Origin of the sequence: Subsaximicrobium wynnwilliamsii, from assembly GCF_007997225.1 — a bacterium.
GTDB lineage: Bacteria > Bacteroidota > Bacteroidia > Flavobacteriales > Flavobacteriaceae > Psychroserpens > Psychroserpens wynnwilliamsii.
This window is the reverse complement of the sequence record NZ_VORM01000031.1, coordinates 1-26,807: the sequence shown is the minus strand read 5'-3', so window position 1 is coordinate 26,807 and position 26,807 is coordinate 1. Positions and strand designations below refer to the sequence as shown.

Annotated in this window: 23 protein-coding genes and 3 pseudogenes; 12 read left to right on the top strand and 14 right to left on the bottom strand. The window is 39.0% G+C overall.

Annotated features, from left to right (window positions below):
• Positions 1-232: 232 nt before the first annotated feature.
• The 3 genes from ESY88_RS18335 (at position 233) to ESY88_RS18325 (ending at position 3,882) form a co-directional block, all read left to right on the top strand.
• On the top strand, positions 233-592 hold the full coding sequence (locus ESY88_RS18335) for an endonuclease domain-containing protein (RefSeq protein ID WP_147088154.1): 360 nt from the start codon (positions 233-235) through the stop codon (positions 590-592).
• A 295-nt stretch (positions 593-887) separates the two neighbouring features.
• Positions 888-3,236: a penicillin-binding protein 1C gene (gene pbpC, locus ESY88_RS18330; RefSeq protein WP_147088155.1), complete on the top strand. Its 2,349-nt coding sequence runs from the start codon at positions 888-890 to the stop codon at positions 3,234-3,236.
• A 208-nt stretch (positions 3,237-3,444) separates the two neighbouring features.
• Entirely contained in the window at positions 3,445-3,882 is a 438-nt protein-coding gene (locus tag ESY88_RS18325) for a hypothetical protein (protein ID WP_147088156.1), read from the top strand.
• A 324-nt stretch (positions 3,883-4,206) separates the two neighbouring features.
• Here ESY88_RS18325 and ESY88_RS18320 read toward each other — a convergent pair whose 3' ends face one another.
• The 6 genes from ESY88_RS18320 to ESY88_RS18295 all read right to left on the bottom strand — a co-directional run bounded on the left by ESY88_RS18320 (position 4,207) and on the right by ESY88_RS18295 (position 10,438).
• Positions 4,207-6,360, bottom strand: coding sequence for a prolyl oligopeptidase family serine peptidase (locus ESY88_RS18320; protein ID WP_147088157.1), 2,154 nt, complete (start codon positions 6,358-6,360; stop codon positions 4,207-4,209).
• A 402-nt stretch (positions 6,361-6,762) separates the two neighbouring features.
• Positions 6,763-6,999 (bottom strand): hypothetical protein, encoded by a 237-nt coding sequence (locus tag ESY88_RS18315; RefSeq protein ID WP_147088158.1) that lies wholly within the window; start codon positions 6,997-6,999, stop codon positions 6,763-6,765.
• Between the two features lie 86 nt (positions 7,000-7,085).
• Positions 7,086-8,075 (bottom strand): aspartate-semialdehyde dehydrogenase, encoded by a 990-nt coding sequence (locus ESY88_RS18310; RefSeq protein ID WP_147088159.1) that lies wholly within the window; start codon positions 8,073-8,075, stop codon positions 7,086-7,088.
• Positions 8,076-8,212: 137 nt separating this feature from the next.
• Positions 8,213-8,617: a large conductance mechanosensitive channel protein MscL gene (gene mscL / locus ESY88_RS18305; protein ID WP_147088160.1), complete on the bottom strand. Its 405-nt coding sequence runs from the start codon at positions 8,615-8,617 to the stop codon at positions 8,213-8,215.
• A gap of 74 nt (positions 8,618-8,691) precedes the next feature.
• Positions 8,692-9,798, bottom strand: coding sequence for an alanine racemase (alr, locus tag ESY88_RS18300; RefSeq protein WP_147088161.1), 1,107 nt, complete (start codon positions 9,796-9,798; stop codon positions 8,692-8,694).
• Positions 9,791-10,438, bottom strand: a complete 648-nt coding sequence (locus ESY88_RS18295; RefSeq protein ID WP_147088162.1) for a thymidine kinase — start codon at positions 10,436-10,438, stop codon at positions 9,791-9,793. Before ESY88_RS18295 ends, alr begins: the two co-directional genes overlap by 8 nt.
• 212 nt (positions 10,439-10,650) lie before the next feature.
• Between ESY88_RS18295 and ESY88_RS18290 the strand changes: the two genes are divergently transcribed.
• From ESY88_RS18290 to ESY88_RS18275, 4 genes are all read left to right on the top strand, one after another.
• Positions 10,651-11,391 (top strand): hypothetical protein, encoded by a 741-nt coding sequence (locus ESY88_RS18290; RefSeq protein WP_147088163.1) that lies wholly within the window; start codon positions 10,651-10,653, stop codon positions 11,389-11,391.
• Positions 11,392-11,751: 360 nt separating this feature from the next.
• Positions 11,752-12,423: a 16S rRNA (cytidine(1402)-2'-O)-methyltransferase gene (gene rsmI / locus ESY88_RS18285; RefSeq protein ID WP_147088164.1), complete on the top strand. Its 672-nt coding sequence runs from the start codon at positions 11,752-11,754 to the stop codon at positions 12,421-12,423.
• 78 nt (positions 12,424-12,501) lie between these two features.
• Entirely contained in the window at positions 12,502-13,863 is a 1,362-nt protein-coding gene (locus tag ESY88_RS18280; protein ID WP_147088165.1) for a dihydrolipoyl dehydrogenase family protein, read from the top strand.
• A 5-nt stretch (positions 13,864-13,868) separates the two neighbouring features.
• Positions 13,869-14,441 carry a uracil-DNA glycosylase family protein gene (locus tag ESY88_RS18275; RefSeq protein WP_147088166.1) on the top strand — a complete coding sequence of 191 codons (573 nt, stop codon included), beginning with the start codon at positions 13,869-13,871 and terminating at the stop codon, positions 14,439-14,441.
• Positions 14,442-14,620: 179 nt separating this feature from the next.
• Here ESY88_RS18275 and ESY88_RS18270 read toward each other — a convergent pair whose 3' ends face one another.
• A complete protein-coding gene (locus ESY88_RS18270; RefSeq protein WP_147088167.1) occupies positions 14,621-15,211 on the bottom strand; it encodes a carboxymuconolactone decarboxylase family protein in 591 nt (196 codons plus the stop codon).
• Between the two features lie 126 nt (positions 15,212-15,337).
• Here ESY88_RS18270 and ESY88_RS18265 point away from each other — a divergent pair, with 126 nt between their 5' ends.
• From ESY88_RS18265 to ESY88_RS18255, 3 genes are all read left to right on the top strand, one after another.
• On the top strand, positions 15,338-15,760 hold the full coding sequence (locus tag ESY88_RS18265; RefSeq protein ID WP_147088168.1) for an OsmC family protein: 423 nt from the start codon (positions 15,338-15,340) through the stop codon (positions 15,758-15,760).
• A gap of 96 nt (positions 15,761-15,856) precedes the next feature.
• Positions 15,857-17,542 carry a single-stranded-DNA-specific exonuclease RecJ gene (gene recJ, locus ESY88_RS18260; protein WP_147088176.1) on the top strand — a complete coding sequence of 562 codons (1,686 nt, stop codon included), beginning with the start codon at positions 15,857-15,859 and terminating at the stop codon, positions 17,540-17,542.
• Positions 17,543-17,783: 241 nt separating this feature from the next.
• Entirely contained in the window at positions 17,784-19,058 is a 1,275-nt protein-coding gene (locus tag ESY88_RS18255; protein ID WP_147088169.1) for an MFS transporter, read from the top strand.
• An 8-nt stretch (positions 19,059-19,066) separates the two neighbouring features.
• On the opposite strand, the gene ESY88_RS18250 is transcribed toward ESY88_RS18255, so the two are convergent.
• Positions 19,067-20,689, bottom strand: a complete 1,623-nt coding sequence (locus ESY88_RS18250) for a TonB-dependent receptor (protein ID WP_147088170.1) — start codon at positions 20,687-20,689, stop codon at positions 19,067-19,069.
• 94 nt (positions 20,690-20,783) lie between these two features.
• Between ESY88_RS18250 and ESY88_RS18245 the strand changes: the two are divergent.
• Positions 20,784-20,948 (top strand): annotated as a pseudogene (locus ESY88_RS18245) (transposase); the annotation flags it as partial.
• A gap of 78 nt (positions 20,949-21,026) precedes the next feature.
• On the opposite strand, the gene istB reads toward ESY88_RS18245, so the two are convergent.
• Both istB and istA read right to left on the bottom strand, forming a co-directional pair.
• Positions 21,027-21,764: an IS21-like element helper ATPase IstB gene (gene istB / locus ESY88_RS18240; protein ID WP_147088171.1), complete on the bottom strand. Its 738-nt coding sequence runs from the start codon at positions 21,762-21,764 to the stop codon at positions 21,027-21,029.
• 24 nt (positions 21,765-21,788) lie between these two features.
• The gene (gene istA, locus ESY88_RS18235) at positions 21,789-23,342 is read right to left on the bottom strand and encodes an IS21 family transposase (RefSeq protein ID WP_147088172.1); all 1,554 of its coding nucleotides are present in this window, start codon (positions 23,340-23,342) and stop codon (positions 21,789-21,791) included.
• A 181-nt stretch (positions 23,343-23,523) separates the two neighbouring features.
• Between istA and ESY88_RS18230 the strand changes: the two are divergent.
• Positions 23,524-24,291, top strand: a pseudogene (locus ESY88_RS18230) (IS1595 family transposase); the annotation flags it as partial.
• Here ESY88_RS18230 and ESY88_RS18225 read toward each other — a convergent pair.
• The 4 genes and pseudogenes from ESY88_RS18225 to ESY88_RS18210 form a co-directional block, all read right to left on the bottom strand.
• Positions 24,256-25,380 (bottom strand): TonB-dependent receptor, encoded by a 1,125-nt coding sequence (locus tag ESY88_RS18225; protein ID WP_147089886.1) that lies wholly within the window; start codon positions 25,378-25,380, stop codon positions 24,256-24,258. The pseudogene ESY88_RS18230 and the gene ESY88_RS18225 sit on opposite strands and share 36 nt — an antisense overlap.
• Positions 25,358-25,708: pseudogene (locus tag ESY88_RS18220) on the bottom strand (GLPGLI family protein); the annotation flags it as partial. The gene ESY88_RS18225 and the pseudogene ESY88_RS18220, both read right to left, overlap by 23 nt.
• Positions 25,709-25,720: 12 nt before the next feature.
• Positions 25,721-26,182, bottom strand: a complete 462-nt coding sequence (locus ESY88_RS18215; RefSeq protein WP_147088548.1) for a hypothetical protein — start codon at positions 26,180-26,182, stop codon at positions 25,721-25,723.
• Positions 26,183-26,213: 31 nt separating this feature from the next.
• A complete protein-coding gene (locus ESY88_RS18210) occupies positions 26,214-26,537 on the bottom strand; it encodes a hypothetical protein (protein ID WP_147088547.1) in 324 nt (107 codons plus the stop codon).
• Positions 26,538-26,807: the final 270 nt, after the last annotated feature.

Below are 26,807 nucleotides of genomic sequence, written 5' to 3'. Positions count from 1 at the left end.
TGTAAGTCGAAAACGCGATGAATTTAAGGCCATTGAAGGATTCAAACTTTGGAATTAAGACCTCACAGGTTTTCAAAACCTGTGAGGTCTGAGTGGAGTTATGAGGATTATGTTCAAAGAATAATTTTCGATGTAAAAACAAAAGAAAATGGACCACCTCCCATTCACGCTCTTTACTGAGCGTGAATTCACTCTTCCTTGAAAAAAGGAGGAGAATCAAAAAGCAAGTATCATGACAAATATCCACAATCGAAAGTATTTAGAAGAACGACGGAAAAGCTTAAGAAACAATTCAACTTCTGCGGAAGTTACGCTTTGGAAATCGCTGCAAAGACAACAATTGAAAGGAAGGAAGTTCAGACGTCAGCATAGCATCACAAATTATATAGTTGACTTTTATTGTCCTGCGGAACGGTTAATTTTAGAACTCGATGGTGGATATCATTTAGATTTTGCACAAGCTAACTATGACAACGAGCGTACGAAAGCTTTGGAAGCTTTGGGTTTTAAAGTCATAAGGTTTGAGAATAAGTTGGTTTTTGAGGATTTGAAAGGTGTCTTGGAGGAAATTTGTAAGCATTTCAAGGATTGAACCACCTCGCATTCACGCTCTTTGGACCACCTCTTAAAATCTCCTCCTTGAAAAAAAGGAGGAGATTTTAAGAGGTGGTATTATCAAATTTAAGTTTAAAATCAGAACAAAACCAAGATGCAAGAACACCTAGCCTTTTTTTCAAGGGAAGGTGGTTTCAAGCCCCGGAAAGGGCTTGAAATCGGAAGGGCAAAAAACATGATGCATAGAAAATTTTAAAGATAAAACCGAATTAAAAATTTCAACTAAAAACCAAATCCCGATAATTATCGAGACCGTCTGCGCGGGAACTGCGATGAAACTAATAAACCACATAAAAAAACACAAAATCAAGTTAGCAGTTCTTGCTGTGCTGTTAATAGCCTATGGGTTTTGCTTGCCAAAACAGCTTTTTAAAGACCCAACCGCCACGGTAATTACCAGCAAGAACAATCAGCTTTTGGGTGCACAGATAGCTTCGGACGGACAATGGCGTTTTCCGCATAATGACAGTATTCCGCAGAAATTTAGTACTTGCATTGTTCAGTTTGAGGATGCCTATTTTTACAAGCATCCTGGTTTTAATCCCATTTCGATATTTAAAGCACTCAAGGGAAATCTTAGTTCTGGCGAAGTCAAACGCGGCGGAAGCACTTTGACCCAGCAAGTGATTCGCCTATCTCGAAAAGGCAAATCACGAACTTATTTCGAAAAAATCAAGGAAATTATTTTGGCAACGCGATTGGAGTTGCGCGATTCTAAGGAAGCTATTTTGACCTATTATGCGAGCAATGCGCCTTTTGGTGGCAATGTTGTGGGTTTGGATGCTGCGGCATGGCGTTATTTTAATCGGGATGCGAGCCAATTGTCCTGGGCCGAAAGTGCTACTTTAGCAGTCTTGCCCAATGCGCCAAGCTTGATTTATCCCGGAAAGAATCAAGAGCGCTTGCTCAATAAACGCAACCGACTGCTTGAAAAGTTGCTCGATAATGACATTATAGATTCGCTAACCTACGATTTATCCCTTGCTGAGGAATTGCCACAAAAGCCCTATCCCTTGCCTCAAATTGCGCCTCATTTATTGCAAAAAGTGGCGCTGAACCAGCGTGGGGAACGCGTACAAACCACCATTGATAAGCGACTTCAAGAACAGGCCAATCGTGTTGTGGAAAATCACTATAATCTGTTAAAGCAGAACGAGATCCACAATGCCGCGGTCATGGTTATGGATGTGCGTACTAGGAAAGTTCTGGCTTATATTGGCAATACGCCTACCGATAATGCCCATCAAAAAGACGTAGACGTTATCGATAAACCCAGAAGCACAGGTAGTATTCTCAAGCCTTTCTTGTATGCTGCCATGCTGGACCAAGGGGAATTGTTGCCAAACATGTTGGTGGCCGATGTGCCCTCGCAATTTGGAAGTTACAGTCCGGAGAACTATAATAAGGAATTTGATGGCGCAGTACCAGCGAGTCATGCCTTATCACGTTCGCTTAATGTGCCAGCGGTGCGCATGTTACAGCAGTTTGGGCTCGACCGCTTTTACCATTATCTCAAGGCGCTCAAGTTGAAGGATTTGAATTATAACGCCAACCATTACGGATTATCCCTCATTCTTGGTGGTGCGGAAAGCAATCTCTGGGACTTATGTAAAAGTTATGGCGCCCTGTCTTCCACTTTGAACCATTATTCTGAAAATTCAAGTGAATATTATTCGAATGAATTCGTTGAACCAAGCTTTCTTGCTTCGGAAAAAATTGACTTCGGAAAGAAATCTGCCGACAAGACCTTATTCGATGCAGCGTCTATTTATCTAACATTCGAAAGTCTTAAGGAAGTGAACCGACCCAATGGAAACGAAAGTTGGGAGTTTTTTGACGATTCTAAACAAATCGCCTGGAAAACCGGCACCAGTTTTGGCTTTCGTGATGCCTGGGCCATTGGGACTACCAAAGATTATGTGGTTGGGGTTTGGGTTGGAAATGCCGATGGCGAGGGGCGGCCGGGTTTGGTGGGAGTGCAAGCTGCAGCGCCTATTTTATTTGATGTATTTGATTTGTTGCCCAACAGCGATTGGTTTTCAAAACCTTATGACGAGATGCAGGAGGTGGCCATTTGTACCAAAAGTGGTTACCGAGCATCGCCAATTTGTGATGAAATCGTGACAAAACATGTTCAATTGAGCGGTTTGAAAACCCAGGCTTGTCCGTATCACATTTTGGTGCATGTTGATAAAACCCTGAGTTTCCAAGTGAATTCCTCTTGCGAGAATCTGGGCGATATCAAACATGAAGCTTGGTTTGTATTGCCACCGTTGATGGCGTATTATTACAAGACCAAGAATCCGTTTTACAAAGCCTTGCCTAAATTGAGAATGGATTGTATGGGAGAAACTTCCGTGGTCATGGATTTTATTTATCCTAAGAATAGCAATACCATTTTTCTTCCGAAGGATTTTGACGGCCGTACCAACGAATTGGTCTTGAAAATAGCACATTCCAAACCAGAAACAACAGTTTATTGGTACGTGGACGATGAATATATGGGCAGTACGACTGCGATACATGAGTTTGCCATCCTTCCGAAGCCAGGAAAGCATTTAATAACCGTTGTGGACGATTTAGGCAATGAGCGGAAACGGTATGTTACTATTTCTGAATAGTTTTCAGTCGCAGTCTCAGTTTTCAATTTGTATCGTTAGTTGTAGTAGTCCTATTTTTTTTACTAATCCCTAATCCCTAATCCCTAATCCCCAATACCTATTACCTACTACCCACTCCCCACAACCCACTCCCCACAACCTCATCCAAAATCTATAATCCCTTGATAAAAATACCTACTTTTGCAGTACTAACTAATTAAAAGAATTTATGTACACGACGGTTAACTTTATTCACTCGTATTGGGCCTATTTGGTGTTGCTCATGCTGGTGGTTGCTACTTTTAATGCACTTATCAAATACTTCGGAAAAAAGGAATTTCAGCCACAGGATTTCAGGATAGCCTTATTTACCTTAATCGTGACGCATATTCAATTACTCATAGGAATTGTGCTCTTTTTTGCTGCAGATTATATTTCGGTCATCAGCAATTTAGGAATGGGAGGCCTGATGAAGAACGATACTTTAAGAAGCAATATAATCGAACATCCCTTAACCATGATTATCGCTGTGGTGCTTATTACCATTGGCTACTCCAAGCACAAAAAGAAATTGACTTCTACCCCGAAATTTAAGATGTTGGCGATTTTTTATACGCTGGCTTTGATTTTGGTATTGGCTAAGATTCCTTGGAAGGTTTGGTTTTAGGAATTTAAAACGGAAAGTTGCCACGAATCTACCCACCTACCGGCAGGTACACGAATATTCTTAGTGTAGAGTCATTTTAAGCAAATTCCATTTAAATTATTTATAACCCCAATTTTCGATTTTACTTGGTTTTGGGCTGCTGAAAAGTGGATACGAATTTACTTATCCGCAGAAAGGTGCACGAATAGCTAATTTTTGGTTTCGAGCGCTAAAACTGAAAGCGGCGTTGTGTTATAAAAAATGAGCGACAAAATGGTAGAATTTCTTCTATCAAATTGTCGCTCATTTTACTTTTAATAGTTATTTAGAGTAGGCCTTAATTCTTTATTTGGTCTCATTCGGCAACTTCTCAAAGCCCATATTATAGAGCGTAAAGCCAAAAATATCGGCATATTGCTCTATGGTTTTGCTAACTGGTGTGCCTGCGCCATGGCCTGCATCGGTTTCAATTCTAATGAGTACAGGGTTAGTTCCGGTTTGTTTGGCCTGCAATTCCGCAGCAAATTTGAAGCTGTGCGCTGGTACGACGCGGTCGTCATGATCGCCAGTGGTGATTAAGGTCGCTGGATATTGCACATCTTCCTTCACATTATGAACAGGAGAATAGCCTTTGAGATATTCGAACATGGCCTTATTGTCTTCGGAAGTGCCATAATCATAAGCCCATCCTGCACCAGATGTAAAAGTGTGGTAACGCAACATGTCCAGAACGCCAACTGCTGGTAAGGCGACTTGCATCAAATCTGGGCGTTGTGTCATGGTTGCGCCAACTAAGAGTCCGCCATTGGAGCCGCCGCGAATTGCTAAATATTTGGACGAAGTAAATTTATTATCTATCAAATATTCCGCAGCAGCGATAAAATCATCAAAGACATTCTGCTTTTTCATTTTGGTGCCAGCATCGTGCCAAGCCTTGCCATACTCACCACCACCTCGCAAATTTGGTACGGCATAAATACCGCCCTGTTCCATCCAAATGGCATTGGCAATACTGAAACTAGGGGTTAAAGAGATGTTGAAGCCGCCATAACCGTAAAGGATGGTTGGATTGTTGCCGTTGAGTTCCAAGCCTTTTTTGTGGGTAATGATCATCGGGATTTCAGTGCCATCCTTAGATTTATAAAACACTTGCTTGCTTTCATAATCTTCAGGGTTGAAATCGATGGCTGGCTTGTTGAACAATTCCGAAGTGCCATACGCGATATCATATTTGTAGATGCTGCCCGGAGTTACGTAGTTGGTAAAGGAATAATACAATTCCTTTTCCTCCTTTTTAGCACCAAAACCACCAGCCGAACCAATGCCAGGCAATTCTACCTCACGCACGAGTTTGCCGTCATAATCGTATTGCAATACTTTGGAAACCGCATCAACCATATAATTGGCAAAAAAGTAACCACCGGCAGAGGATGGGCTCAATACATTTTCGGTTTCTGGGATAAAATCCACCCAATTTTCTGGTGCTGGATTAGCTGCATCAACCGTCACTATTTTTTGGTTGGGCGCGTTGCGATTGGTAACCAAAAACAGTTTACTGCCTTCGTTTTCAATGATGTAGGAATCGCTTTCTGTATTGTCTAAAATGGTTTGGAAGTCACTATTTGGTGTCGTTAAATCTTTGATCAAGAGTTTGTTGCCACTTGTAGATTCCCGTGGTGAAAGGATGAGGTAATGGTTGTCTTCAGTGACATTTCCGTAAATATAGCGGTGTTTTTCATCGGCTGAACCTCCGTAAATAAGTTGATCTTCTTTTTGCGGCGTACCCAGTTTATGATAAAACACTTTGTGTTGGTCGGTTTTAGCTGAAAGTTCACTGCCCTCAGGTTTATCATAACTTGAATAGTAGAAGCCTTCGTTTTTATACCAAGACATGCCACTAAATTTGATGTCTCTTAGCGTGTCTTCAACGATTTCCTTGGTCTCTGCATTCATGACAAGAATTTTTCGCCAGTCGCTGCCGCCTTCAGAAATGGCATAAGCCAAAGTCTTACCATCTTTAGAAAAGCTCATGCCTCCCAATGAAATGGTGCCATCTTCCTTAAAGGTATTCGGATCCAAAAATAGGGATGCGGTGCTTGGGTCTTCGCCAGTTTTGTATCTGTAAATGACGTATTGGTTTTGGAGACCGTCGTTTTTGGAATAATAGGTGTAATCACCTTCTTTGTAGGGCGCTCCAATTTTTTCGTAGTTCCATAACTTAGATAGTCGCTCTTTCAAGGCGTCACGGTATGGGATTTTATTGAGATACTCGAAAGTGGTTTCATTTTCTGCCTTAACCCAAGCTTCGGTTTCGGCACTTCGGTCGTCTTCGAGCCAACGGTAAGGATCTTTGACTTCCACACCGAAGTAGTTGTTAACAGTATCCACTTTTTTGGTTTCAGGATAAGTGATGGCCATGTCTTTTTTAGTGTCTTTGGAGTTGTCTTCACAGGAAACCATCAATAGGATGGAAACGGAAAGGAACGCGAGTTTTTTCATAAGATTTAATTGCTAGTTGAGTTTCAAAAATAAGGAAAAAAGCTGGTTAGGTTTTTTTTTGTTTCAAACAAGTCTCTGAAAATAGAATGCCTAAATAAAGTAGTATTGAAAATTATTTATAGTTTAGAGGTTTCTTTCTCGCGTATCGCACACGGATAATATAAATGGCTTCATCTTCAATCAGCTAAGAAATCCTATGTGAATGTTTTTCAAAAGCGCGTATGTTTCCGGGATTATTCTTTCTAAGCGCATCCAGTTTATAAATTTCCGGACTCAAAACCAACATGGAAACTGATTCGTAAATTTCTGTAATAATCCTTAGAGTTATTTCAATAGATTTGGATTGTTCTAAAAGTTTTCAAAATGCAAAATTGAGTTCAGCGTCGGCTTGATGCGTCCATATTATTGTTCGGCCCATCTCTTGATGCGTTCTCCCATTTCATGATGGGAAAAGGTTTTCTTATTCGTTATCTGAGCAATAGATGCGTCTAACTCGTCGTTGTATTGTTGGATGCTTTCGCGATTTCCTTCTGGCAGGTATTTGGATTTTAATAGTTTTTGTATTTTACAAACAACTTGCGGGTCGTCAACCTTTTCTAACTCATTGTGAATCCAATCTAAATCTGCTCGTAAATCCATAACTTCAGTTTTAATAGAATCTCTAAATGTTTGTAGAAATTTACAAATTCTTTATGAAAAGCCATTCTATGTAGCATAAATCTTGATTAAATCAGCCCCTTCTCCAAAAGATACTCCGCGATTTGCACGGTGTTGGTAGCGGCACCTTTTCTAAGGTTGTCGCTCACAATCCACATATTTAAGGTGTTGGGTTGCGACCCATCACGACGTATTCTCCCCACAAACACATCATCTTTGCCATTGGCATAAATTGGCATGGGGTACATGTTCACATCAATATTGTCTTGCAGCACAATGCCTGGTGAATCGTTTAGCAACTTTCTAACGGTATTCAAATCGAAATCCTTTTCAAACTCCACATTCACAGATTCGCTATGACCTCCTGCGGTTGGTATGCGCACTGCGGTTGCAGTTACTGCAATGGTTTTATCGTCCAGAATTTTTTGTGTTTCGCGCACCAGTTTCATTTCTTCCTTGGTGTAACCGTTTTCCTCAAACACATCACAATGTGGAATCGCATTTTGATGGATGGGATAATGGTAGGCCATTTCGCCTTTGATCCCAGCCATTTCGTTTTCCAATTGTTTTACTGCTTTTACTCCTGTACCAGTGATGGATTGGTAGGTAGAGACTACCACACGCTTAATTTTATAGGCCTTGTGAAGTGGCGCCAAAGCCAATACCATTTGTATGGTTGAACAATTGGGGTTGGCGATAATCTTGTCGTTTTTTGTGAGTTGTGAAGCATTGATTTCTGGCACTACCAATTTTTTATTGTGGTCCATACGCCATGCTGAAGAATTATCGATTACGGTAATGCCTGCTGCTGCAAATTTTGGGGCCCATTCCAAGGACGTGTCTCCACCAGCTGAAAATAAGGCGACGTTAGGTTTGAGGTCAATGGCGGTTTGAAGCGAAACCACCTTGTAGTCTTTGCCTTTGAACTGAATTATTTTTCCTACGGAACGCTCTGAGGCCACCGGAATCAAATCGGTAAGCGGAAAATTACGTTCTTCAAGAACTTTGAGCATGACTTGGCCAACTAGACCTGTGGCACCAACAACTGCGATTTTCATGGGATACTGGTTTTAATTTGGAAAAAACTTAAGGCATAAATGTACTTATAAATTCATTTTAAGGCTGTAGAAATACCATAAAAAAACCGCTTCTTTTTTCAGGAAGCGGTTAAAATGATTTCAGTTAATCGAAAAATTTATGGTTTCTTCAATTCGTCCCTAATTTCTTTTAGGATATCCAGTTCTGTTGGGCCTGCTGGTGCGGCAGGCGCAGCTGGCTTTTTCGTCTTGTTGTAAGCTTTAACAATAGTAAACAGTACCAAGCCAACAATGATAAGGTTGATTATGGAATTGACCCATTTCCCGTACATAATCGCATTTTCAGGCTTTGTGATGTCACCATCGGCTCCAACATTAGCTGGTGATAGAACGTATTTTAAATCGGCAAAATCCACATTTCCTGCAAAGTTCCCAACAATTGGCATCATGATGTCGGATACAAAACCATTGACAACCATACTCACAGCGCTTGCGAGAATAACCGCTACCGCCAAATCAATGACATTGCCCGTCATGATGAAATTCTTGAATTCTTTAAACATAATTAATGATTCTTGGTTGGTCAATTAAGGATCCAATATAAAAAAAACAAAAGTGACTTCGGAAATAGTTGCGATTATTTTAAAAACACACGTTTGACACGTTGCGAAATAGCGGTTAGCAATTCGTAGGTAATCGTATTGGCTTGTTTTGCCAAGCGGTTTGCGTCTAGATCCTTTCCGAAGATGATGACCTCGTCACCTTCGTCACAATCAATATCTGTGACATTTACCATAATCATATCCATACACACATTGCCAATAATGGGCGCTTGTTTACCATTGATGCTTACAAAACCTTTACCATGGCCATAAAACCTGCCTATGCCATCGGCATGACCAATAGGGATGGTGGCACTTTTTTGCGGCGATTTGGCAATAAAACCGCGGTTATATCCAACCGATTCGCCAGTGTTCACTTGATGTATTTGAGAAATGACAGATTTTAGACTCGCCACAGGTTTGAGCTCTTTGTCTACGGCTTCAGCATTACCAAAACCATATAAGCCAATGCCGGTTCTAACCATATCAAATTGGGCTTCAGGATAATTGAGAACTCCAGAAGTATTTGAAATGTGCAAAAGCGGCATATAGCCGATTTTATCAGCAAAAGCTTCAGCTATAGTTTTGAAGAGACTAATTTGCTTCAGTGTAAATGGTCTCTCATCCATGTCCTCACTAGCCGCCAAATGTGAGAAAAGGGATTTGGTTTTTATGACGGAGGTCTGCTTTAATTTTGAAGTGAGGGAATCCACATCATCCATAGTAAACCCTAAGCGATTCAAGCCCGTATTAAATTTAAGGTGCACCGGATAATTAGTTTGTTTTGCTTCGGAAGCTATGGCGATAAATTGTTCCAAAACCCTAAAGCTATATAAATTGGGTTCCAAGCACCGGTCTATCATCAGTTTGAAGTTGACCGGTTGTGGGTGCAGCACCAAAATAGGAGTTCTAATTCCGGCATCGCGTAAGGCAACACCTTCCTGGATATAAGCCACTGCAAAATAATCGACCTTAAGTTCTTCAAGCATTATCGCCACTTCATTGGCATCACTGCCGTATGCAAAAGCCTTGACTACCGCTAAAAGCTTAGTGTCTTTTTTTAATTTCGATGTAATGTAATTGTAGTTGTGTTTTAATGCGTTTAGGTCAATCTCTAGTAAGGTTTCTTGGGCTTTAGGCATTAGTTTTTTTATCTTTTGAAGAAATGGTTTCAGCATCGTTCACTTTCATTTGGCGTACTTTATCACGAGTCATAGCTTTGTAGAATGCTGCGCGACTTAAGGGTTCATACTCATCGACTTCGCCCAATAATACCAAGGCTTCGCTAGCCGCTTTTCTGTAGCTGTATTGCGCAAGATTTCCTGTTCTGGTGCAAATGGCGTGTACTTTGGTCACATACTCCGCAGTGGCCATTAGATTGGGCATGGGGCCAAAGGGATTGCCTTTGAAATCCATATCCAAGCCAGCAACCACTACCCTTACACCTTTATTGGCAAGGTCATTACAGACTCGAACGATCTCGTCATCAAAAAATTGTGCTTCATCAATACCCACCACATCGCAACCATCGGCCAAAATGGGGATGTTGGCAGCAGCGGGAACGGGGGTGGAGCGAATTTGGTTCGCATCGTGCGAGATCACCATATCTTGGTCATAACGAATGTCTACTGTAGGTTTAAAAATCTCTACTTTTTGCCTTGCAAATTGCGCGCGCTTAAGCCTGCGTATCAATTCTTCGGTTTTACCAGAGAACATTGAGCCACAAATCACTTCAATCCAACCAAATTGTTCTTTATGATTTCCTGTATTTTCGAGAAACATTTCGTAATTTTAACACTAAAATCAAGTGTATTTTCGTTTTGATAAAGGTGGCGTAAATTTACCAAATATCAAAAACCTAAAACGGTTTAAAATATAAAAATTATGAAACTAGCATGTTGAAATCGTTATTTCCTAGTGGAATGATTAATAGTGAACAGCACTTGCCTGCCGAAAGGCAAGTGTGACAATTAAAAAACAATAAACATAGAGACATGAAAAAGAAACTGGAAGCAGATCTTATAAGTATTGCCCATAGAATTTTAAGACTTGAGGGAAAAGAGGAAGTGATAAAGATGCACGCTGAAGTGGCAGCACTCTACGAAACATTGAGCGTTTTAAAGTTTGCCAATGAGAATTTTGAAGGCCATTTGCCAACCATTGGGAACGATTCCTCCTTTTTTGGCATGTTGGATGAGGCATTCAATAATAAGGTAAGTGACAATATTGAGGTAGAAGATCGAATTTACGTCAATATGGATGAAAAGGAAGACGATGGCATTTACGAACCGGTCATGGCAAAAATTAAGGATATGTTCGCCCACATGCCTCAAGAAACTGAGGAAGCTGATGAATTGCTTAGCCAAGAAAAAGTTCAAGAAAAAGAAACGCATCACACTTTGGAAGATATCACCTCTGGTTTTGAGGAAACACCAATTTTTGAGCCAGTGGCAGATGCAAAGACCAATGAGAATTTTAGGAAATCGCTTAACGATAAGCTCAAAAATGGCGGACTCAATATTGGGCTCAACGATAAATTAGCGTTTATCAAGCATCTCTTTAACGGAAAGATCCAAGATTATGAGCGCGTTCTGTCTCAATTGAATACCACAAATTCCTACCAAGAAGCGCAGCGTCTTATTAAAGATATGGTAAAACCAGACTACAACCATTGGGCTGGAAAGGAAGAGTTTGAAGAGCGATTTTTAGGTATCATTGAGCGTAAATTCCAATAATTGGATAGTATTTCTCAACAGTGATGGTGAATTAATACGATTTTCAATTTTCTAATCCCATTTAGGATAACCTATTTTAGGAGTTTTTTGAAATGACGGCTTAGGTTTTCGAAATAATTTTATGGAAATAGAGCATACTAATTTCCTTTTCAAATTACATTTGACTTTAAGATACTTATAAACACGTGTTTAGACGTCTCGGGATTGAATCCATTAGTGCCTGTTGCTGAGTATAGTTGAAGTAAGCAGGCTTGGTTCATTACCAGACAACACTAATTTCTCAATATAGTTTCTCACGAGTGGCACTGATTTGAAGTGTTGCTTACGTGGGTTTTTTTCTGAATAAAGCCAACAAGCCTAATGAGTAAACTCTACATCGTACCCACACCAATCGGAAACCTGAAAGACATGACCTACCGTGCGGTGGAGGTCTTGAAAGAGGTGGATTTGATTTTAGCGGAAGACACCCGCACCTCTGGCAAACTGCTAAAACATTACGAAATTGGGACGCAAATGCAAAGCCATCACATGCACAACGAGCATCAAATGGTTGATAATTTGGTGCAGAAAATTAAAAACGGAATGCGCATTGCGCTCATTAGCGATGCAGGCACACCAGCGATTTCTGATCCTGGATTTTTATTGACTCGGGCTTGTGTGGAAAACAACATCGAAGTGGATTGCCTACCAGGAGCAACCGCCTTTGTGCCAGCCTTGGTAAACTCGGGTCTACCCAACGATAAGTTTGTTTTTGAAGGCTTTTTACCCGTTAAAAAAGGACGCCAGACCCGTTTGTTGCTCCTCGCCGATGAACCACGTACCATGATTTTTTATGAGAGTCCGCATAAATTGATTAAGACACTTTCCCATTTTTGCGAATATTTTGGAGAGGATCGAGCGCTTTCGGTATCTCGAGAATTGACTAAACTTTACGAAGAAACCATACGAGGCACTGCCAAAGTAGTACTTGAGCATTATACCAATAAGCCTCCCAAAGGCGAAATTGTAATCGTTGTTTCGGGGAAGAAGTGATTTGAAAATGTTTTTTAGTAAAAAACAATTTTTTATTAAAAATTATTCGTTTTGACCAATTTTAGCTAACTTCTACAAATGAAAACAAAACATTACGACGTGTTCGTCATTGGTAGCGGTATCGCGGGCCAAACCGCTGCAAAGGCTTGTGCCGAAAAAGGCCTAAGCGTTGCCATTGCCGATGTAAGGGAATTTGGTGGCACTTGCGCCATTAGAGGCTGCGATCCCAAAAAAGTGCTGATTCAGTTTGCCGATTTAATGCAGCACGCCAAACAACTCGAAGCTTCTGGCATTAAAAAATTACCAAAAATAAAATGGAAAACCGTACAAAAGTTCAAGTCCAGCTTTACCAAGGCTGTGCCTAAAAACACAGAGAAAAACCTTTCAGGCTTAGGCATTGATTTATACCATCAATCGCCAAAGTTCATCAGTGAAACCGAAATCATGGTTGAAGGCAAAAAAGTTTCTGCAGAGACCTTTGTGATTGCCACCGGCTACGTGCCACGAGAGTTGCAATTTGATGGTGCAAATTTGTTAGGCAGCAGTGATGACATTCTCAACTTGAAAAAAATTCCAAAATCGGCAACGTTTATAGGCTCTGGATACGTGGGAATGGAGTTTTGTTACATGCTCTCTGCTATGGGTTGTAAGGTTACCGTTTTGGAAGTAAGTGACAGCGCGCTTTCACAATTTGATCCCTTCTTGGTAAATAAAGTTGTTGACCGACTTAAGAAAGGCGGTGTTGAATTCGTGTTCAATGCGGAAACGATTTCTGTAGAAAAAGGCAAAAAGAACCTTAAAATCAAGTATAAACACAATGGTAAGGTTCAAAAAATAAAGAGTAGAGTCGCTTTTAACACCTCGGGTCGTGTTCCTGCCACCGCCCTATTAGATTTAGAAAAAGCCAATATCAAAGCCGATGGTTCTGGCGTTTTAGTGAATGATTTTCTGCAAAGTGTGAGTCATGACAATGCCTACGCCTGTGGCGATGTGTCCAGTAAATCCCTGCCGTTAACCCCGCTTTCTGGGTTACAAGGCTACATCGTTGGCTATAATATCATTAACGGAAATAAAAAGAAATTTGAAGATCCCTTGGTGCCTTCCGTAGTATTTACGCATCCTAATTTGGCAAGTGTGGGGTATTCCGAAGAAGAGGCAAAGGCAAGATATAAAAATGTAAAAGTCTACCATGGCGATGCCACAGATTGGTACAATGCCAAAAAGGAAAATGCGGAAGCTTATGCCTACAAAATAGTTACCAATGAACGTACTGGCGAAATTGTTGGTGCCCATTTACTGAGTTCCCGAGCCAATGAGACGATCAACGTTTTGGCAACAGCAATCAATAACGGGATGACAGTTGATGCCTTCAAGAAGATGATTTTTACGTATCCTTCCTATAGTTCCGACTTGAAGAGCATGATGAAAGATGCCGATTGATAGTTATGGAATCACTAATTCAAGAGATTAGACAATGTAGAATTTGCAAAGCGCATTTACCTTTAGGCCCAAAACCGATCTTGGAGGCAGAAAAAAACTCAAAAATCATATTGCTCAGTCAGGCGCCAGGACGCGTGGCACATCAATCGGGAATTCCATGGGATGATGCAGGAGGAAAGCGACTTCGGGAATGGCTAAATGTTAGTGAGGAGCAGTTTTACAACACCAAAAATTTTGGTATTATGCCCATGGGCTTTTGCTATCCTGGCAAAGGCAAAAGTGGCGATTTACCGCCAAGACCAGAATGTGCGCCGCAGTGGCACGATTTACTTTGGAAGGAATTCAAGCAGGTTGAATTGGTAATTCTCATAGGCATGTACGCCCAGAAAGCCTATTTGAAAAAACAGGCCAAGCGCACTTTAACCGAAACAGTAGCCACTTATGAGGAGTATCTGCCCAGATACTTTCCATTACCACATCCAAGCCCAAGAAACCGATTTTGGCTGAGCAAGAATCCTTGGTTTGAGGAAGAAGTGCTGGCCGTTTTGAGAGCTAGGGTTAAGGGGTTGGTTGTTTAATTGAAGGTTTTTTAAACCTTGTAGGTCAATACATCACTAAGAAATTTCGAAGCTGATATCACTAGTCTTAAACTACTTCAAGCTGCACATTAAGCTGTAAAAACAATGTATTTGTAAGTACTTGGGTTGAAAGCAGAGCCTTTCAATTACAGCTAATAGATTCCTGCCTCTAGAATTGATTAACCATGCTTTCCACGCTCCCAGCCATGCTTGCCTAAATACTGATGGGCACTTTCAACAGCGGCTTCTTCTAAGCTAGTGCCCATAGAGTCGTTCCAACGGTTAAGGTAGCCAAAAAGTGAAATGACGCCAAGCATTTCAACGATTTCGCCCTCGTCCCAATGTTTGTACAATCGCGCTTTGATATCGGCATTGACCGCGTTTGGAACCTGTGATGCTGCCAAGCTGAAATCAAGTGCGACACGTTCGGCTTCTGAAAAGGCTGAGTGTGTGCGGTACTCCCAAATATTATCTAGTTGTTCCTGTTCCGCAGCATAGCGTTCTGCAGCTCTAATCGCATGTGCTTGACAATAACGACATCCGGTGGCATTGCTGCTTACCCAAGCAATCATCCGTTTTAAGGCGGAAGTCACTCGGCCTTCATTTGCCATGACCGCTTTGTTCAAATTGATAAAGGCTTTTGAAATTGCGGGTCTGCGTTGCATGGTCAATACTGAATTTGGACAGAAGCCAAGTGTTTCGTTGAAAAATTCGGCCAGCGCTTTGGTTTCGAGGTCGTGTTCTGCAGATAAAGGAGTAACTAATGCCATAGTGTTTTGTTTTTATAGTATTTTTGATAGTACGTAAAATAACCAAGCTCGAAAATGCGCATTGGTATATTTTAAGGGCTTCAGATTAAAATTAACCCTACACAAGAAACAAAAAAATTAGCAAATATGTCAGATAAAGTCGTTACCCATTGGAAAGGTGCCCTACAATTTGAATCAGATAATCCCAGCGGAAAGCTCCTAAGCATGGATGCCTCCTCAGAAGCTGGCGGTTATAATTCTGGATTGCGACCAAAAGCCATGATGCTATCATCCTTGGCAGGTTGCTCGGGGCTAGATGTGGTGGCCATTCTCAAGAAGATGAAAGTGCCTTTTTCCGATTTCAGGATTGATACTTATGGTGAATTGACCAATGAGGATCCTAAATATTACCATAAAGTTTCAGTAGAATACCATATCTACGGCGACCAATTGGATGAGAAAAAAATTGAGAAGGCAGTTAACCTTTCCGTAGAAAAATACTGTGGTGTCATGGAAATGTTTCGACAATTTGCTGAGGTAAAAACATCGATTCATTATCATAATTCTTAAGTTTTTTACCGAAACTCTCAGGGTTTTAAAGCCTGAGAGGTTTTCTAGGCCTAAACTTGAATCTTGAACCTTAAACTTTTCAAACCCTCAACCGCCATGCGTTGGACGCTAAAACCAAAACCAAAACCAGAAACGATTGCATCGCTTCAAGAAACGCTTCAGGTCGATGCCACGGTTGCCATTTTATTGGCGCAGCGCGGTATTGAAACTTACGAAGCTGCCAAAAAGTTTTTTAGACCTAGTCTCAAGGATTTGCACGACCCATTCTTGATGAAAGATATGGACAGGGCGGTGGAGCGCATTGAGAAAGCGCTGTTCAACAATGAAAACATCATGGTTTATGGTGATTATGATGTGGATGGGACAACTTCCGTAGCTTTGATGTCTTCGTATTTAAAAACCAAGTCTAACCAAATAGCAACCTATATCCCAGATCGCTACGGCGAAGGTTATGGCGTGTCTTACCAAGGCATTGATTTTGCGCACGATAATGGATTTTCACTAATCATTGCCTTGGATTGTGGTATAAAAGCCATAGACAAGGTCAATTATGCTGCGGAAAAAGGCATCGATTTCATCATCTGTGACCACCATAGACCAGGCGCTGAACTCCCCAAAGCAGTGGCGGTTTTAGATCCTAAACGTGATGATTGCGAGTACCCTTTTAAAGAACTTTGTGGGTGCGGCGTTGGCTTTAAACTCATTCAAGCCTTGGCATCGAAAGATGGAAAAACGGTTGAAGATTTAACGGAATATCTCGATTTGGTGGCGACAGCCATTGGTGCAGATATTGTGCCTATTGTAGATGAAAATCGGGCTTTGGCTTATTTTGGGCTCCAAGTGATCAATGCCCAACCGAGGCCAGGCATAAAAGCAATCATCGAAGAAACCAAGAAAAAGGAGCTAACCATTACCGATGTGGTTTTTATCGTCGCACCAAGAATCAATGCTGCGGGACGTATGAAGCACGGCAATTACGCAGTAACCTTACTCACCGAAACCGATGAGAAACAAGCTAAAATCTACGCTTCGGAAATCAATGAATTCAACCTCGACCGTCGAGAAGCCGATCGGCGAATCACCGAAGAAGCGCTAGTTCAAATCATAGAAAACAAGGAACAAGATCGCTTGACATCTGTAGTTTACCACGAATCTTGGCATAAAGGCGTTATTGGCATTGTCGCTTCCCGATTGACCGAAACCTATTACCGGCCAACTTTGGTCTTTACCAAAAGTGGAGATAAGTTGGCGGCCTCTGCACGCTCGGTCTCTGGGTTTGATGTGTATAATGCCTTGGAAGCCTGCAGTGTGCATATTGAGCAATTTGGCGGACATAAATACGCGGCAGGCTTGACCTTAAAGCAAGAAAACTACGAAGCGTTTAAGCAGGCTTTTGAAGACGAAGTGACCAAAACCATTGACCGAAATCTCTTAATCCCAGAAATCAAGGTCGATTTTCAAATGAAGCTGAAGGATATCACGCCTAAATTCCACCGTATTCTCAAGCAATTTGCACCTTTTGGTCCAAGCAATATGACCCCCATTTTTATGAGCGAAGATTTAAAAGATTCAGGATACGGAAAATGTGTGGGCGAAGATGACAAGCATTTGCGTCTTACCGCAACCCAAGGTCGTGAAAAAATCGTTTGTATTGGCTTCAACTTAGGCGATAAGTGCGATTTGATAACTGATAAAAAACCGTTTAATGCAGTATATTCCATTGATGAGAATCATTGGCAGGGGAACGTTTCGCTTCAATTGAAATTGCGAGATATTCGATAATTACTGTTTTGCAAGAATCCTGACCTCAGTGGAAAGATGTCATAGCAAACTCCATATTTTTCTGAAAAAATAAACTCTTGGAAGCATTCTGTGATTTCATAAAAATTCAACTTCCATTTTTAAAAATAAGATCATGGCTTGTTTTACATTTGCATCTTATAATCTGATGAGGCCTGCAAGGTTTACAAAACTTTTCAAGTCTTTACTCCGAAAATGAGTCCTGCCTCCGCAGGAAGTTGATATGCAAAAAAAAAAAGACCCATACGCAGCGCTTCGATTTAAAGAATTCAACACTTTTTTATTGGTGCGTTTCTTTTTGGTTTTTGGTTGGTCCATGCAGTTTATCGTGATTGAATGGGAAGTTTATTCTATAACCAAAGATCCCTTATCGCTAGGTTTGATTGGACTCATGGAGATTATTCCAGCCTTAACCATGGCTTTGTTTGCAGGGCATATTGTGGATCAAAAGGAAAAGCGGAATTTATTGTTATTGACCATTGCAGCTTTCTCGCTCATAAGTTTGGGTCTATTTTTATTGACGTGGCCTGAGGTGGTTGGCGATTGGGAGACCAATACTATTTTATATTCTATCTATGCCTTGGTCTTTTTTGGCGGATTTGTGCGGTCCTTTTTTGGTCCTACGATTTTTTCATTGATTGCGCTTATTGTTCCGAAGAAAATTTATCCTAACGCTGCGACTTGGAGCAGTTCCACTTGGCAAATGGCTTCGGTTTTAGGACCCGCTTTTGCTGGATTTTCTATTAATTGGATTGGCGTGCATTGGTCCCTATGCATCATTTTTGGCTTAGTGGTCTTGGCCTTCTTAGTGCTGCTTCGGGTTAAGAAAAAGCCAATCCTCAATCCGAAAATTGGAGAACCCGTAATGAAAAGTTTGAGGGAAGGTCTCAAGTTTGTCTTTAGCAACAAAGCCATATTAGGTGCACTTACCTTAGATATGATTGCAGTGCTTTTTGGTGGTGCGGTAGCCTTACTACCCATTTTTGCCCAAGATATTTTGAAAGTCGGGCCAGAGGGCTTTGGCGTGTTACGAGCTGCGCCTGCGGTTGGAGCCTTTATTACGATGTTGATTACGGCCTACATCCCAATCAGTAAAAATGCCGGTATGAAATTATTAATAGCGGTGTTTTGCTTCGGTATCTGTATTATTGTTTTTGGAGTGTCTACCATCTTTTGGGTTTCGGTCATAGCCTTGTTTTTGAGTGGAGTGACCGATGGGGTGTCTATGGTCATCAGGCAAACCATTCTTCAGCTAAAAACGCCTGATCACATGCGTGGTCGCGTGGCTTCAGTAAATTCGATGTTTGTGGGCTCGTCAAATGAGTTGGGTGCTTTTGAAAGTGGTGTCACAGCCAAACTCATGGGCACAGTGACAGCTGTGGTTTTTGGAGGAACCATGACCTTGATTACAGTTGCGACCACTGGCTTTTTATCACCGGCATTCAGGAAACTGGATTTAACCAAGGATATGGAGGAGCATGAGAGGGAGGAATCGTAATCTATTAGTTAAAAATTATAGCCAAAATTTAATAAAATGTACCTATTAAGTAAATCAACACGTTGTCTATTTATAGAGGCATCACTAGTATTAATTTGTTCAAAAATTTTCTCGTTTAATAAATTTACACCAGTGAAATTTAATTGCCAATTTTTATCTTTAGGTTTATAAGTGATAGTAGATTCTAAAAATGAAAAATTATTAGAGTTCCTATCAAAGCTGGGAACTACATAATTATAATTTAGACTTAGCACAAGCTGTTTTGTAGGTTTAAAAATAACTTTGAGTTCATTTTCTATCGATTGATTTGTAAATAAATTTTCACTTCTGTGTTCTTGGTATGTATGTGTGGTTTTGTTTTGGAAATTTATGGATGAATTAAAAGCCGATTTGAAGAAAATAGAATTAACAAAAAAATTGCTTTTGTTGTTTCTTAGTTCTGAATTATTTAAAATATTCTTGAAGTTAACTATTGAATAATTTGAAGTCGCTTTAATTGTTGTATTAATCCATGGGAGTAACTTGGAGACATTAAAGAAAAAATCTAAATTTTCGTTACTTTCTGGCAAAAAGAACGTTGTTATTAGTGTCGAAAATTCATCAATTTGTGTATCTGTAAAAAAATTTCCTCTTTGTTTTATATAATTTCCTCCTAAGGATAATTCCAACTGATTAAAAAGGTCATTTTTTTGATACGTTAAACTATAATTTTGATTTCTATTTAATCTTAAATCAGGAATATTGTTTCGCAGTATTCTATTATCTAAAAGGATTCCATCTGTATAAAAATTTTGAATTGAATTTGTTCCTCGATAAATTCTTGAAGTGAAGTTTATATGAGATGTTTGATCTATTGCATACAGTAAACTCAATGAAGGTTCAAATAGCAGAATGTTTGAGTTTAAAGAAATGTCGTCTTGTGTAATACCTAATGATTGATTGAGTGTTCTAAAAGAATATTTTGGAGAGACAGTAAACTTGCCTAGGATCCAATTATAGGTTCCTTGTGTATATATTTCGTTAAATTTATACTCCAGATTATTCAAATTACTGCCAATAGAAATTGTTTGCAAATTGTTTTGGCTCAATAAAGCCGAACTAAACAATTCAGTATCAAGCGTTCCACCAACTACAAAACTATAGTTACTCTTTTTGTGCCTGCCCAAAATAAGGGCTTTAAAAGACAAATTATGTTTTTTAGAATCTGCGTATTGGGTATCGTTATCAAATTCAATATTATTGAATATAGAGGGTTCAATACTGAAATTTTGACCTAAGTCATTGGTAGCGTAGTCTAAATTAAATTGTAATGCTTTTTTATTTGATAACCTTTTAGTGAATTCTAAGTTTTGATTGATGAATACACTTTCCGACTCTAGAAATGAGTCAAAATTATTGGCTTGATTAGAAGAAATATTTCTGTCTGTTTTGATGACTTCATCTCTAAAACTTATATTATATTCAAGTAAGGATGTCTTAGATGAATTTAACTTTAATTCTAAATCACCTCGATATTGCACTGGATTTTTCGTAATAAAAACATCATCAAAAATTGTAAAACGCTCGTTAACTATTTCAATATCGCTTTGTGAAAATTGATTACTATCAATTTTATCATTTACATAAAACAAATTAACTTTTGCTTTTAATTTTTTTTGTATATCCGCAAACAGCCCTAAAATGAAATAATTATCATATATTCACTTGATATTAAAACAGTTGATTATGAATATATTTGAATTTGGAGTTCATTTCACAGACGAAAAGAGCTGCCGTACACATTTTAAAGAGGAACGAGATAAAATAGGGGTCATCTGCAATCGATGTCAAGGCACGCAGCACTATTGGTTGAAGAATAAATGGAGTTATGAGTGTAAATCCTGTGGCTATTTCGGAGTGATGGTGCCAGCTGTTTCGGTCAAACAGTGCCACTTTGAAAGATCTTACAATTATAGTTAAAATTTACATTTATTCATTCTTTAAAATTCCTTTTCTTAATGATTCTCCTTTTAGGTCGATCCTATGAGAAGAGTTTACGATGCGATCTAATATAGCATCAGCAATGGTTCCTTCGCCAATAATATCGTACCATGCAGATACGGGTATTTGTGATGATATAATGGTAGAAGTCTTGTTATGGCGATCATCAATAATATCCATTAATGCTTCTCGTGCATGGTTATCAAAGCTTTGCAAGCCAAAATCGTCCAGTATCAACAAGTCTGCCTTTAGGAGTTTGCCCAGTTCTTTGAGGTACGTTCCGTCCACTTTACTGAGCTTTAGTTTTTTGAGCAGTCTAGCGGTATTTGAGTATATGGTTTTGTACTGCATCATACAAGACTGATGCCCTAGGGCTTGTCCTAAGTAACTTTTACCTACTCCAGAAGCCCCAGTAATGATGATGTTTTCTTTGCGGGTTATAAAATCTAGTGTTGCCAGGCGCTCAAACATGTTTTTATCCAGATTTCTGTTTTGGACGTAATCAATGTCGGCAAGGTTGGCTTGTTGTTTAAATTCAGCCTGCTTTAAAAGCCGCTGGATTCTCTTATTTTGTCGGTCTTCCCATTGATGATCTGTTAGTAGGGCCAAGTATTCATCCGCAGTGCTACTGCCTATACGGTTGTCTTTTAATTGTTGAAGGTGTAACTCGGCCATGGCTCCCAAGCGCATTTGTTTGAGTTTTTCAACGGTCTGATTGTTATTCATAATACTAATTTTAAGTTATACATTTTACTTGTAGTTAGAAGCACCCCTTATATTCTGGTGTTCTGGTATATGAGGCTCGTCTTCTTCCAGGTCTTGAAAAAATAGGGAGCTTTGATCTAGATTGTTTTTTAAGATATTCTGGATACGTTTATAGCTGACAGCATCGGCTTGCAAGGCTCTTTTACAAGCATTGTCCAGTCGCTGTGAGCCATACGATCTATGTAATTGTATGACGCCCATGGCCCTTTTGTACCCTATTTCTGGATAATCCACACCGGCAATGATCTGCCCTACACAGGCGGCAACATGACTACCGTGAGGGATTGCTTTGTTTTTAAAGAACTCAGGACTCCAGTCACTATAGAACTTATGAGTGCTGCTCAAATGTTCTTTATTGGTAGTATAAGCTCCTTTTGAAGGGTTGCGAGGATGCAAAGCAATGCGCTGGTGGTTGTAATAGACCTCTACCGAACTCTTAGTGTAATGAATACCGGTTTCCTTGCCTATATACCGATAGGGAACGCTGTAGTAGTTTTTATCTGGAGAGAAATACACATACCCTATTTTCTGTACTTTAGCCCTTCGGTATTCCTTGAGCTCATAGCGTGTCGTGGGTAAGGGTTTTAGGTATTCACGTTCTACAGACTGGAAGAGCTCCAGACGACTGGCTTCTTTTCGTTTGAACAGTAGATTATTATAATGTTTTAATAAGCGTTTCATCTCTAGGTTTAAGTCTTCTAAAGAGAAGAAGGTCATCTCTCGTAAGGGATAGTAAATACGTTGGTAAGCCAGATGAACGGCATTCTCTACCAAAGCTTTATCCTGTGGAGAATACCCTCTGGCAGGATTAATCACGCAGTTATGATGACGTGCAAAGTCTTTAAAACTACGGTTGATCTGTGCTTCATATTTACTGGATCTAGTGACCGCGGCTTTAAGGTTATCCGATACAATAGCTTTGGGAACACCCCCATAAAAACGCAAGGCATTTTCACAAGAGCCAATCAAATCTTCACGTTTTTGGCTCTTACAGGCCTCTACATAGGTGTATTGGCTATTGGGAAGAATCGCTACGAATACCTCGACGGGAACGACCTCTCCTGTCTGCTTATCTACGATATGCAGTTTCTTACCTGCATAATCAATGAATAGTTCTTTTCCAGGGTCGTGTTCGAGCTTCATCGAGCCCTTGATCTTTGCATATTTACGACGGTAATGCTCCATAAACTGCGTGTATCCATAGGCTTGTTTTGCGCTCCGTGCATATTCATCATAATGATACAGAAAGGTGAAACCAGGGTGATCCCTAGCTTTGTTCATTCCTTCAAAATAGCGCATCAGTGCATCATACCGCTCATTTGTAATGGTGGTATGAGAAGAAAAAAGTGTTTCTAGGCCAGCAGTATCAAGGGATAATAACTCTTTAAAGGTATAATCGCTTCCTTTAAACAAACGTATGTACGTGTTTACCGTGTTGCGGGAGATACTCAGGGAAGTTCCTATTTTACGGTTGCTGTAACCGTCTAAATGTAAGGTGATAATCTGTTTTAAGTCCATTGGATCAAGTGTGTTTGCCATATCGCTGTTTTAGTGCGATAAGGTAATTGCTTAATCTCTCAAAGTGGCTAGTAAACTAATACCAAGGGTGGCACAAAACGAACCGTTTTAGTGCCTACACAAAAAAAACTGGCACAAAACGAACCGATCATATTGGCACGGTTTGAACCGAAATCACTGGCACAAATCGAACCGAATTATCCAATCCTGTAGTTCAAGGCAATCTTTGCGCAGCGGCACTATAATGCAGGGCTCTAAACTATCATTCTTGGTCTGGTACAAGACAATTTTTCTTTTGAGCACTACCAAGAAAGGTTTTTCGTCAAAGGAAATACAACGTCAACTAGGGTTAAAACGCTACGAGCCTGTATGGGCAATGGTTCATAAATTACGTAAAGCAATGGGGCAACGAGATGACAGATATACATTGGAGGGCATGATAGAAATGGATGAAGGCTACTTTACAATAGAGGCTTCACAGCAGGCACATGAAACTCAAAAAGCTGGGCGAGGTAGCAAGACCAAGTCCAACGTTATGGTCATGGCTGAAAGTACCGTACTTGAAGATATCGACACAGGAAAAGTAGAGCGGCAATGTCGTTATTTCAAAGCAAAAGTCCTTGATGACCACAAGGCAGAAGGAACAGACCAGACCTTTGTGGATGCCATTGATGGTGAGCGAACCATTGTCTTCACGGACAAGTGCACTTCATATGTCAACATTGCTGATTATGTGGAGATACATGTGACTGAAAAATCAAACGAGCAGACCACCAAAGAAACTTTGAAATGGGTACATATTGCCATTAGTAATGCTAAACGGAATTTTACAGGAACGTACCATAAAATCAAGAAAAAATATCTGCAACTTTATCTAAACGAGTTTGTTTACAAGTTAAATCGAAGATATTTTGGTGAGCGAATCTTTGATAGACTAGTAATAGCAAGCATTACAGCTAATGGACACTAAACGGATATACAATAATTTTTTATTTAGATTGAAAATACCATTAAAATTGTTAAAAAATTGATGGTTGATATTAGACAAATTTTTGTTTGTGACTTGAGGAAGAGATAGTTCTGGAATTACTTTTTGAGCGTATAAATCTTCTTCTTTAAGTTGTTCTAAATTAATTTGATTTCCGTAATAGTCAAAAGGAGATAAATTGGCACCTACATTGTTATAACTACTTACAGCGAAAGATTTAAGTGATGTATTTATAGCCAAAAGATTAACAGAAGTATTGATGGGCGTTTCCTTTGCGTCAGGTTTATCGCCTATTCCTAAATCGATGCTGCCAGTAATGTCTGTTATGTTTTTTTTAAGCTTTAGATTTAGTGCGATCTTATCGCTATATTCTATTCCCTTTAGAAGCTTATTTTCAGAGTAATTCTCAATTGCTTCAATTTCATCTACTAAATCTATATTTATATTTTTAGTGCCAATAGTATAATTGTAATCAAAAAGATTGTCACCTTCTATAGTTACTGTTTCTATTAATTTTCCTCTATATTTTATTGTACCATTGGTTTCATTCACGTCTATTCCAGGAATATTTTTTAGCAAATCTTCTACTTTTCGCTCTGTACCGTCTTTATAAGAATCTACCCTAAAAACAGTAGTATCTTTTTTAACCAAGAATGGCTTTTTTTTGCCTTTAACAATTACTTCTTTGAGTAATTCAATTTTTTCTTTTATTAAAGTAATTTTATAAACAAGAGTATCTTTTTTATTTGTAGAAGTAATCGTTGTCTCAAAGGCAGAATAACCTGTTGCAGTTGCCTTTAAAATAAGACCTTCAGAATACATTTTTTTTAAATTATAAGAAAATTTACCATTTAAAGCTAAGCAATATTCACTCACTACATTTTTTTTATTAGACGCTATAAATACTATTTTGGCAGTCAAAAGCATTCCCAAATTATCTGATACTGTGCCTTCTACTGTTTGCGAGAAACCCGAGTTAAAGTAAAGAACAAAAAAACTAAAAATTGTAAGAAACTTTAGAGATCGATTTTTTGCCAAAACAGTTGAGCTATTGCTTGTGCATTTTTTCAAGTGCCTTATTATAATCGATATCATCATCAGCTATATAAGTTTCAATACCTCCTCTTGAGGTCTCAACACCACGAGAAGATTCTGTAGGTCTATAACTCATTAATTCAATGGCTTTAGTCTTGTATAACTGTATAAATTCTTGCCAAGTCAGTATTTTTTCTATTGAAAACGGATTTTCGAGTTGGTCCAATACAAAATTACCATTCTTAATACTTGTGGCTTTAAAAGCTATAAAGTTATCAATAGATTTAATCTCTAAGATCATCCCAGGTAACCCGTCATATTTCCATGGGCCTCCCGTAGGAAGTTCTGTAGTAAACCAAGCTTCGTACTGTCTGCCTCAAAAATTCATTTTTGCTAATTGGCAACTATATCCTAATATATTTTTTTGATTTTCAAAAGTTTCCCAATTAAATATATTTAAAGAGTCTTGCACGACAAAATACTTAAATGATACTTCGTTCTTAGAGAATAATTCTTGCTTTAGATAATCTTTATAGACTAGGCTAATATTTTTTCCTGTAGGTGAAAAATAAAAAACGGTATCATCGTCTTCACTTTCAACCAATTTGTTTTGACCTTCAACTAATGTGTTTTGACTTTCTAAATTAGTTGTGACATCAAATATAGATTTGTTTAATTCAATAAATTTAGTGTAAGTATGATCGGCAGAAAAGGTTCCTCCAGATTCAAAATTAAAAGTCTTTAAATATTTAATTTCATAGGTGTTCACATCTTTATTTTGTGAATTTCCAAAATAAACACAAAAAATGAACATGAAGGATAAAATAATTTTTTCCATAATTTATAAGTTTACTAACAAGTAGTTGTTATTACGGAACTATATTATACAATTCTTTAGCATTCTTTCTAGCGTTTTTTCCGCAATCTTGGAGAGCTAAACCAGGTGTAGCTCCAGTTCCAGAACCGGAAACTTTTCTTTCTTCACCTGTAACTTGATTCTGAATGATTACATAACAAGTAACTCCCCACCCAAAATCTTCATTAAAAGTATAACTGTTGTTATCTATCTCAGTGAAATTATAATCTATTTTATTTGTAATAGAATTACAATCTACTTTAATTTCAGAAATAGAATTACTTGAGAAAGCTGAAAATGTCAAAGACATCATAAATAAAAATACAATTCTTTTCATAATTTTAAATTTTAAAGTTAAACATTTATTGATTAAATTTTGCAAAATTTTAACACTGTAAAGCTTGGTTTACAAATGTGACAAACCTATAACTATTCAGATTAAATCATTACTTATAGAAAAAAAATTGTATATCCGCAAACAGCCCTAAAATGAAATAATTATCGTATATTCACTTGATATTAAAACAGTTGATTATGAATATATTTGATTTTGGAGTTCATTTCACAGACGAAAAGAGCTGTCGTACACATTTTAAAGAGGAACGAG

Coding starts and splice junctions, on each gene's coding strand:
- ESY88_RS18270 (WP_147088167.1), bottom strand. CDS start 15,211: ATGGCATTAGTTACTCCTTTATCTGCAGAACACGACCTCGAAACCAAA.
- ESY88_RS18265 (WP_147088168.1), top strand. CDS start 15,338: ATGTCAGATAAAGTCGTTACCCATTGGAAAGGTGCCCTACAATTTGAA.
- ESY88_RS18295 (WP_147088162.1), bottom strand. CDS start 10,438: ATGTTTCTCGAAAATACAGGAAATCATAAAGAACAATTTGGTTGGATT.
- ESY88_RS18325 (WP_147088156.1), top strand. CDS start 3,445: ATGTACACGACGGTTAACTTTATTCACTCGTATTGGGCCTATTTGGTG.
- ESY88_RS18315 (WP_147088158.1), bottom strand. CDS start 6,999: ATGGATTTACGAGCAGATTTAGATTGGATTCACAATGAGTTAGAAAAG.
- istB (WP_147088171.1), bottom strand. CDS start 21,764: ATGAATAACAATCAGACCGTTGAAAAACTCAAACAAATGCGCTTGGGA.
- ESY88_RS18215 (WP_147088548.1), bottom strand. CDS start 26,182: ATGGAAAAAATTATTTTATCCTTCATGTTCATTTTTTGTGTTTATTTT.
- ESY88_RS18280 (WP_147088165.1), top strand. CDS start 12,502: ATGAAAACAAAACATTACGACGTGTTCGTCATTGGTAGCGGTATCGCG.
- rsmI (WP_147088164.1), top strand. CDS start 11,752: ATGAGTAAACTCTACATCGTACCCACACCAATCGGAAACCTGAAAGAC.
- mscL (WP_147088160.1), bottom strand. CDS start 8,617: ATGTTTAAAGAATTCAAGAATTTCATCATGACGGGCAATGTCATTGAT.
- alr (WP_147088161.1), bottom strand. CDS start 9,798: ATGCCTAAAGCCCAAGAAACCTTACTAGAGATTGACCTAAACGCATTA.
- istA (WP_147088172.1), bottom strand. CDS start 23,342: ATGGCAAACACACTTGATCCAATGGACTTAAAACAGATTATCACCTTA.
- ESY88_RS18310 (WP_147088159.1), bottom strand. CDS start 8,075: ATGAAAATCGCAGTTGTTGGTGCCACAGGTCTAGTTGGCCAAGTCATG.
- ESY88_RS18335 (WP_147088154.1), top strand. CDS start 233: ATGACAAATATCCACAATCGAAAGTATTTAGAAGAACGACGGAAAAGC.
- ESY88_RS18320 (WP_147088157.1), bottom strand. CDS start 6,360: ATGAAAAAACTCGCGTTCCTTTCCGTTTCCATCCTATTGATGGTTTCC.
- ESY88_RS18290 (WP_147088163.1), top strand. CDS start 10,651: ATGAAAAAGAAACTGGAAGCAGATCTTATAAGTATTGCCCATAGAATT.
- ESY88_RS18255 (WP_147088169.1), top strand. CDS start 17,784: ATGCAAAAAAAAAAAGACCCATACGCAGCGCTTCGATTTAAAGAATTC.
- pbpC (WP_147088155.1), top strand. CDS start 888: ATGAAACTAATAAACCACATAAAAAAACACAAAATCAAGTTAGCAGTT.
- recJ (WP_147088176.1), top strand. CDS start 15,857: ATGCGTTGGACGCTAAAACCAAAACCAAAACCAGAAACGATTGCATCG.
- ESY88_RS18275 (WP_147088166.1), top strand. CDS start 13,869: ATGGAATCACTAATTCAAGAGATTAGACAATGTAGAATTTGCAAAGCG.
- ESY88_RS18210 (WP_147088547.1), bottom strand. CDS start 26,537: ATGAAAAGAATTGTATTTTTATTTATGATGTCTTTGACATTTTCAGCT.